The 8021-nt window shown below is 39.1% G+C and carries 8 protein-coding genes and 1 rRNA gene; 2 read left to right on the plus strand and 7 right to left on the minus strand.

Annotated features, from left to right (window positions below; genetic code table 11):
* The first annotated feature begins 235 nt into the window (after positions 1 to 235).
* Positions 236 to 598: a 6-carboxytetrahydropterin synthase QueD gene (gene queD / locus PROVRUST_RS12680; protein ID WP_039855201.1), complete on the plus strand. Its 363-nt coding sequence runs from the start codon at positions 236 to 238 to the stop codon at positions 596 to 598.
* A 74-nt stretch (positions 599 to 672) separates the two neighbouring features.
* Here queD and queE read toward each other — a convergent pair whose 3' ends face one another.
* Positions 673 to 1344, minus strand: coding sequence for a 7-carboxy-7-deazaguanine synthase QueE (queE, locus tag PROVRUST_RS12685; protein ID WP_039855204.1), 672 nt, complete (start codon positions 1342 to 1344; stop codon positions 673 to 675).
* Positions 1345 to 1521: 177 nt separating this feature from the next.
* Between queE and PROVRUST_RS12690 the strand changes: the two genes are divergently transcribed.
* A complete protein-coding gene (locus PROVRUST_RS12690; RefSeq protein ID WP_039855206.1) occupies positions 1522 to 2889 on the plus strand; it encodes an amino acid permease in 1368 nt (455 codons plus the stop codon).
* 61 nt (positions 2890 to 2950) lie between these two features.
* Here the strand turns inward: PROVRUST_RS12690 and megL are convergent, their stop codons facing one another.
* The 6 genes from megL to rrf all read right to left on the minus strand — a co-directional run bounded on the left by megL (position 2951) and on the right by rrf (position 7764).
* The gene (megL, locus tag PROVRUST_RS12695) at positions 2951 to 4138 is read right to left on the minus strand and encodes a methionine gamma-lyase (RefSeq protein ID WP_006815245.1); all 1188 of its coding nucleotides are present in this window, start codon (positions 4136 to 4138) and stop codon (positions 2951 to 2953) included.
* Positions 4139 to 4153: 15 nt separating this feature from the next.
* A complete protein-coding gene (locus tag PROVRUST_RS12700) occupies positions 4154 to 4546 on the minus strand; it encodes a helical membrane plugin domain-containing protein (protein WP_006815246.1) in 393 nt (130 codons plus the stop codon).
* Between the two features lie 13 nt (positions 4547 to 4559).
* Positions 4560 to 5747 carry an NAD(P)/FAD-dependent oxidoreductase gene (locus tag PROVRUST_RS12705; protein ID WP_006815247.1) on the minus strand — a complete coding sequence of 396 codons (1188 nt, stop codon included), beginning with the start codon at positions 5745 to 5747 and terminating at the stop codon, positions 4560 to 4562.
* A 245-nt stretch (positions 5748 to 5992) separates the two neighbouring features.
* Positions 5993 to 6577 (minus strand): DUF1287 domain-containing protein, encoded by a 585-nt coding sequence (locus tag PROVRUST_RS12710; protein ID WP_006815249.1) that lies wholly within the window; start codon positions 6575 to 6577, stop codon positions 5993 to 5995.
* Positions 6578 to 6643: 66 nt separating this feature from the next.
* Complete coding sequence (locus PROVRUST_RS12715; RefSeq protein WP_006815250.1) at positions 6644 to 7435, minus strand: endonuclease/exonuclease/phosphatase family protein; 792 nt, start codon at positions 7433 to 7435, stop codon at positions 6644 to 6646.
* Between the two features lie 213 nt (positions 7436 to 7648).
* A 5S ribosomal RNA gene (rrf, locus tag PROVRUST_RS12720) occupies positions 7649 to 7764 on the minus strand.
* Positions 7765 to 8021 lie beyond the last annotated feature (257 nt).

Here is an 8021-nt window from a genome sequence, read left to right on the forward strand (position 1 = left end):
TGAATAGCCTAAAAGTAAAATCAAAACCTTTATCTATTCCATATATTGATAAAGGTTATAACAGCTATTGACAGGAATATAAGAAACTCTAGCCATAACTAATAGCTAAAAATCCTAAAGAAAATATTCGATGATGAATATCTATTAAAAAGGTTAATAAGAAATCGATAAATAACGACATATTGAATGAAAATAACAGTAGAATACGCTACTAAATATGAGTAAGGAGAAACTTATGAGCACAACTATCTATAAAGATTTTCAATTCGAAGCCGCCCACAAACTTCCACATGTTCCTGCGGGTCATAAATGTGGCCGCCTACATGGTCATTCTTTCATGGTGCGCTTAGAAATTACCGGAGACGTTGATGCTCATACGGGATGGATTATCGACTTCGCTGATGTGAAAAGTGCCTTTAAACCTATCTATGAGCGACTAGATCATCATTATCTGAATGACATTGAAGGGTTAGAAAATCCAACCAGTGAAGTATTATCTCGCTGGATTTGGCAACAAGTTAAACCGCTGCTGCCATTATTAAGCGCAGTAACCGTTCAAGAAACCTGTAATGCCGGCTGCGTTTATCGTGGTGAATAATTTATTGTGATAAATAATATGCAATAAGTTTATCTAGCTGTGGGGGAAACCGACAGCTAGATAATGCAGTTCGGCTATTGAATATTTAAATATTTGTGCGTTTGAATGGATAAACGCCAATTACGTTGAATACAGGTATCAATACATAATTTTGTCGCCGATACTTTTTGGCTAATGGGCTGTAATGCTACGATGAGAGGCGCATTATTTGTTCGTCTTGCTAATAATTGGTCAAGAGCTTCAATGTCTTTTTCTCTGGCAACTGGATGCTTTATTTCATTAGCACGATCTACCGCTTGGTTCAGTACTTTCAATCCCCCTTTCATCCCTACTTTTGGCGATACCGTGACCCACGTTTTTTCCGTACAGAGAATAGGATAAGTTCCGCTGGTTTCAATTTGGCATTGAAAACCATTGGTTTCTAGTGTCTCTGTTAATGGGTTTAAATCGTAAATACAAGGTTCTCCCCCCGTAATCACAATATGCTTCGCCGTATAACCACTTTGCTGCATTAACTGAATTAAAGCTTCAGCATCTGCCATCGCCCATAAATCATTATCTTGTGTCTTTAACGCAATATCACCCAATGTGGATTCCTTTGCGGGTTCCTTATCCCAAGTCTGTTTGGTATCACACCAGCTACATCCGACTGGGCAGCCCTGCAAGCGGATAAATACCGCAGGAACACCGGTAAAAACGCCTTCTCCCTGTAACGTTTGAAAGATTTCATTAATTGGGTATTTCATATCGCTCCTAAAATGATCCATTAGGCGTACATTATATTGCAGATATCTATCTCACGGGCAATGCACTTTGTGATAATCTAGTCGACTTGCACTCAAGAAAGTTCGTCAATTAAATCAACGAAACCGAAACAATATTCGGTACCATATTTAGTGATAACGACAAAGACAGGAAAAGACATGCAAAGTAGTGAACAAAATCAACTCAGAAAGGGACTGAGTGTTCGGCACATTCGCTTTATGGCTTTAGGGTCAGCGATTGGTACCGGTCTATTCTATGGTTCTGCTTCCGCGATCCAAGCGGCAGGCCCCGCTGTATTAATCGCCTATATGCTCGGCGGCGCAGCCGTGTTTATGGTCATGCGCGCACTTGGTGAAATGGCAGTCCATCATCCTGTTCCTGGATCTTTCTCTCACTATGCGAGCCATTATATGGGGCCGCTTGCTGGTTTCTTAACCGGCTGGAACTATGTGTTTGAAATGCTGGTCGTCTGTTTAGCGGATATTACCGCCTTTGGGATGTATATGGGATTTTGGTTTCCCCATGTCGACCAATGGATTTGGGTACTAAGTATCGTGCTATTTATTGGCGCTCTCAATTTATGCCACGTTAAAATCTTTGGTGAGATGGAGTTCTGGCTTTCGATTATTAAAGTCAGTGCGATTATTGCCATGATTATCGGTGGTGCTTTCTTAATGTTCTATGGCTTTGGGCAAGAGACTGACCATGCGGTAGGCATTCAAAATCTGTGGGAACATGGCGGTTTCATGCCAAATGGCATTGAAGGAGTGATAGCTTCATTAGCTATTGTCATGTTCGCATTTGGTGGTATTGAAGTCATCGGTATCACCGCGAGTGAAGCGCAAGATCCTGAAAAAACCATTCCTAAAGCCATCAACGCAGTACCTATTCGAATTTTATTATTCTATGGGCTAACACTGTTTATCCTGATGTCTATCTACCCATGGAATCAAATTGGACAAAATGGTAGTCCATTCGTCCAAATCTTCGATAGCCTTGGGATTCAATCTGCGGCAAATATCTTAAATGTCGTGGTGATCACGGCGGCCGTCTCTGCTATCAACAGCGATATTTTTGGTGCAGGTCGTATGATGTATGGTATGGCTCAAGATGGGCAAGCGCCAAAAGTCTTCACTAAATTGACCAAAAATGGTGTGCCTTGGGTCACCGTTGTTGTGATGTCAGTAATTATGCTGTTAGGTGTTTACCTCAACTATCTGCTACCAGAAAAAATCTTTGTGATCATTGCGTCGATTGCAACTTTCGCAACAGTTTGGGTATGGTTGATGATCCTGCTTTCTCACGTCGCTATGCGTTTAAAGATGAGCAAGGAAGAAGTGAAAAATATCAAGTTTCCGATGCCTTTCTGGCCTATCGGACCAGCGATTACCATCGCGTTCATGGTATTTGTTATCGCACTATTAGGCTTCTTTGAAAATACGCAAGTCGCATTGATTGTGGGAGTTGTCTGGGTGGCTCTGCTCAGTATTGCTTTCTATGCCATGCGTTATTACCAAAAACGTTAAATAGAAACTGGCAATACAATAAAATGCCCTATACCTGATGGATATAGGGCATTTTTTATGGCTATGTTTCTAATGCTTGTTGGATATCTTCGATCAGTTCATTAGCATCTTCTAAGCCTATAGAAAGCCGAATAAGCCCATCACTAATACCATATCGTTGTCTTTCTTCTGGAGAATAAGTTGAATGTGTCATACTTGCAGGATGCTGGGCTAATGATTCACAATCCCCCAAGCTGACTGCTCTAGAAAATAAGTTGAGACGATTTAAAAAATATTTTCCCGCATTCAACCCACCTTTTAACTCACATGCAATCATTCCCCCTGCTAATTTCATCTGCTTTTGAGCTAATGCAAATTGCTTAAAACTCGGTAAGCCGGGATACATCACGGATTCTACAAGGGGATGAGATTCTAAATATTTCGCAATTTTATGGGTACTTTGGACTACTCTCTCCATCCGCACTGATAACGTTTTCATTCCCCTTAAAATTAAGCTGGCATCATGAGGAGACAAGCAAGCCCCTGTCATATCTTTCAACCCAACCAACCTAATTTGCTTAGCACATTCAGTCGTTGCAATAACAGCCCCTCCCATAGCATCACCATGACCATTCATGTATTTAGTTAAAGAGTGCAATACAATATCAGCCCCTAGTACTAACGGCTGCTGAATATAAGGTGTGCAATAGGTATTATCTACGGCAACAAGTACATTGTGCCGATGTGCAATTTCACTGACGGAAGCAATATCAACTAAGCGCATATTGGGATTTGCCGGAGACTCAAAAAAAATCATCCTCGTTTTATCTGTAATTGACTGCTCCACTATTTGTGGATCGCTCATGTCGATATGACGAACCGTGACACCAAATCGCGCTAAACCATGATGGAAAAAAGAGTATGTACAGCCATAAACAGTGAGATCCACTAATAACTCATCACCAGGGTTTAATAATGCCCATAATGTCGATGTAATAGCCCCCATACCAGAGGCGAAAACAATTGCAGCCTCTCCTTCCTCAAGCGAGGCAATTCTATTTTCTAATAAATTTAACGTTGGATTGTTAATACGTGTATAAATATAGCCCTCTTTTTCACCGCTAAAACAATCCGCTCCCTCTTCCACATCTTTAAACACATAAGTTGATGTTTGATATATAGGTGAAGCTAACGATCCTAAATGTTCACTTGCATTATAGTGACTGTGTATTGCGCGTGTTTCAAAAGAACGTTTCTGATTTAAACTCATACCACCTCCGAAAAATTACTCTCCCTGAGATTGGGATAATCGTGAACCCACAATTTGTAATGTTCGCAAAACGGTGCTAATTCCACGTAATGTATTTGGGTCTTTTAATAAGCTATAAACAGAGCGGAAATTGGGATTTTTACTGTCATTTAGCGCTTCCATTTTCGCCATGTTATACGCCGTACCAAGTTCCCACACAGGAACTAAGGTATCTTCAAAGGAATTGGATAATCTTTCTACTGTGCTGTTATCGAGAATATCGACTAAGTCGGAAACTAATGAGAGCAAATCCACGATATTATCGAGTCGATTTAGCTGTAATAACGGCGCTAATTTCTCAGCAAAATGATTACCTGATTCAGAAGCGAGTAGTTCAACAAGTTTACTTTGAGTTTCATTATTAGACATTCTGTACTCCTTATTAAACTAAACCGCGAATGGCAGCCCAATAAATACCTCTATTGAAGCCATTTCTGAGTAATCCGCCAAGCTTCGTTGGTGGTGTTGGGATCACATCATGTTTATAGTCATATTGCAGAGGCATTCCCGCGGTTAATCCCATTTGTGCAACTGCTTGTACGCGACCATCATAAATCGCTGCTGGGTAGCCATAAATGAGTTCACCACAAATATTATCTGCAATAATAGCCGCTTGATTATGGCAACTTCCTCCGGCTTTACTGATAGGCAGATCTACCGTATCACCAATAACATAAACGCCATCAACACCATAGACTTGCATGGTTTCATGGTCAGTTGGTAGCCATCCTTCCCCATTATTGTGTTCGCTCAATCCCGTATTAATCACCGCTTCCACTGCTGTTATCGGCGGAGTACTAATCAATAAATCAAAAGGCTGTTCATCACCTTCTTTTGAGTAAGCCACTTTTTTATCAGGGTCAACTTTACTGAGCGTAAATCCACGCTGAGCTTTAATATCTTTAATTTTAAAGACTTCAGGAATGACTTCACAAACTGGCTGCTGCATGAAAAGGCAATTACGTAATAATTGGGAGACAGTTGGGTAGGTATACACGATTTCAATATTATCGCGAACTCGACGTTTTCGTAAAAACTCATCGATCATTAACGTCGTTTCCATCGGTGCAATGCCACATTGATGAGGAACATTTGGTGTTTCAGGGAACGATACTGTAATAAATATTCGACCTTTTTCTATTTTGGCTAATTGATCTGCCAATTTTCGCGAAGCATCGTAGGCATAAAAATGATTTCCCATTTCCTTTAAACCTTCAATACGTTCAGGTCTAGGAATGCAGCCTGTAGCAACAACTAAATAATCATAATGATATTTTTGGTTATTCTTTGAATATAACTCTTTATTTTTAAAATCAAATGAGTCAATTTTATCAATCACTAACTCAATTTCTGGCCTTAATAATTCTCGCTCGTTACGGCTTAGTTCTTCTTTTAAAAACATATTAAATGCAACATACATAAAGGCTGGTTTGTAATAATGAATAGGATTGTCTGTTATTAACGTTATTTTAATTTTTTTTGAAAAAATATCTTTATTTAATTTCCTAGCTAAAATATTTGCCAACATAGTTCCACCAGTACCGCCACCAACAATAACTATATTTTTCATAACATTAAGTCCTTAAGAAACAAATCGATAAATAAAATTTGCATCGCAATACGTTTCACTTAATAAATATAGTTCAATCAGAATTATTACTAATACAATAAATTGCATGTAATTTAAAAAACAATAAAAAAAACTAATCACCCTAATATATTAACTAAAAAAATGTACGTTATTAATTCATTTTAGTAATATTTCATTTATTTATATTATAGAAAAACCTTAACTAATTTATTGAAAAACATATATTAATAGGAATAATGACCCACAATCTTCCATTTAAATAAAACATCTTCAGGGACCTGCCCATAACCAATATTATGCATGACTAAGTAGGATTGACTATCTGAGGATTTGATCGAGGTCACAATTCCAATATGAGGGCGACCATTATCTAAACGCCATGAAACAATATCTCCAGGAAGATAATCAGCACTATTTTTAGTTATTGGCTTAACTATCCCCTTTCGAGAGAAAAAAGTTTCAAGGTTAGGAACTCTTCGGTGATCAATATTTGTATCAGGCTTACGTAATCCCCACATTTTCTGGCTAGGATACTGACTGAAATTCTGTTTGATATCTTCGTGGAGCAATTTTTGTAGATCGATACCAACTTTTCGATAGCTACGAATAACCACATCTGAACATACACCATAATGGCTAGGTACATCCCCATTAGGGTAATCTATCCGCTGATAAGAAGCGTCATAAGCCACTAAACGAGGAAGTTGCTCAGCATGTTTTGCTAATGTGAGATTATTTACTCCCATACTATAGGGAGTAAATAATAAGAATAAAACTGGAAGTAATTGTTTCAAGAGGGCTATCTCCATATATGTTGATGATGAAATCTACAATAATTGCGGAGATAAATAAGGTGATATTGTCTTAAAAATTTTTTATTTCGTCAGAGAGAATTGAGTAATTATTGGATTATGATCGGAAGCATCTGTCTGTAATACATGACTATTTTTTATTTTTAAGCCTCGATAAAACATAAAATCAAGTGGTCGTCCAAACGCTTTTGTTCTTAAATCAACATCATAAGATACTTCTTTTAAACCGACCGCGCGTATAAAACGCTTCAATGCGTTAACTCGCTGCCGACTCCATGCATTAAAATCGCCAGCTAAAATCACCGGCCCAACATGCTTACTAATATGGGAACCTAATTTATTTAGCTGTTTAGTATATACATCAACACCAAAACTGAAATTAATTGCATGTACGTTTGCCACCATTAAGTGACGTCCATTAGGCAATGGATAAACCGTGATCAGGGCCGATTTAGCTAAACGTAATAGCGGCTCTTTTTCTCTCAATGGACAGCAATAGATAGGATGGGAAGTAGCCAGTGTCATCACACCTGAAGGATGTGGCGAAAAAGGTAAGGCAGGAACTTGATCTGCAATTAATTGGTGGGATGCTGCAAAGGAAATTAATTCAGGAGACATTTGTGCTTCTTGCAGCAATAACAGCTTTTTCCCCTGCACTAATTCGGCTAAGGTCGCTTTCCAATTAGGTCGCTGCTGTTTATAGATATTCCATGTCACAACATCCAATGTTTCACCCGCAGGGAACAGGGGTAAACCGATAGGAAGTGAATCGCCTAGCATATGTATTGGCATAGGCTGGATACGCATTGCCGGCTCACCTGCAATGTATCGAACGGAATAAGTTCTTTTTGCCACGTACCGGATCCCTACATAGTTGCTAAGTACAATTGTATTCTAGCATTGGTTTAATTAATTCAAGAGTAGTATATCAAACATAGCGAGAGTAATTTTAGGAAGTAGAGTGACTTATTAATAATAACCTGTATTTATACAAATCTATGTTTCAATTTTCACCAAGTACCCAACGCAAAAAAGCCACCCAATGGGTGGCTTCTCGGCTAATTTAATGTCTGGCAGTTCCCTACTCTCACATGGGGAGACCCCACACTACCATCGGCGCTACGGCGTTTCACTTCTGAGTTCGGCATGGGGTCAGGTGGGACCACCGCGCTATTGCCGCCAGACAAATTCTGTTTGTTCCCGTTTAAGTCTTTTATCCTTAAACCAGAACATCAATCCTGAACAAGCTGCTGTGTCCTTCACCTTTCGGCTTCTCACTCGCTATTGAAAATCAACTTTATCTCTCTAAAACACCTTCGGTGTTGTCAGGTTAAGCCTCACGGTTCATTAGTATTGGTTAGCTCAACGTATCGCTACGCTTACACACCCAACCTATCAACGTCTTAGTCTTAAACGTTCCTTTAGGACCCTTAAAGAGTCG

The organism is Providencia rustigianii DSM 4541, assembly GCF_000156395.1.
Classification (GTDB): Bacteria; Pseudomonadota; Gammaproteobacteria; order Enterobacterales; family Enterobacteriaceae; genus Providencia; species Providencia rustigianii.

Bases quoted from the DNA above. Each gene is read 5' to 3' on its own strand.
- PROVRUST_RS12705 (WP_006815247.1), bottom strand. From the start codon at position 5,747: ATGAAAAATATAGTTATTGTTGGTGGCGGTACTGGTGGAACTATGTTG.
- PROVRUST_RS12710 (WP_006815249.1), bottom strand. From the start codon at position 6,577: ATGGAGATAGCCCTCTTGAAACAATTACTTCCAGTTTTATTCTTATTA.
- PROVRUST_RS12690 (WP_039855206.1), top strand. From the start codon at position 1,522: ATGCAAAGTAGTGAACAAAATCAACTCAGAAAGGGACTGAGTGTTCGG.
- queE (WP_039855204.1), bottom strand. From the start codon at position 1,344: ATGAAATACCCAATTAATGAAATCTTTCAAACGTTACAGGGAGAAGGC.
- megL (WP_006815245.1), bottom strand. From the start codon at position 4,138: ATGAGTTTAAATCAGAAACGTTCTTTTGAAACACGCGCAATACACAGT.
- queD (WP_039855201.1), top strand. From the start codon at position 236: ATGAGCACAACTATCTATAAAGATTTTCAATTCGAAGCCGCCCACAAA.
- PROVRUST_RS12700 (WP_006815246.1), bottom strand. From the start codon at position 4,546: ATGTCTAATAATGAAACTCAAAGTAAACTTGTTGAACTACTCGCTTCT.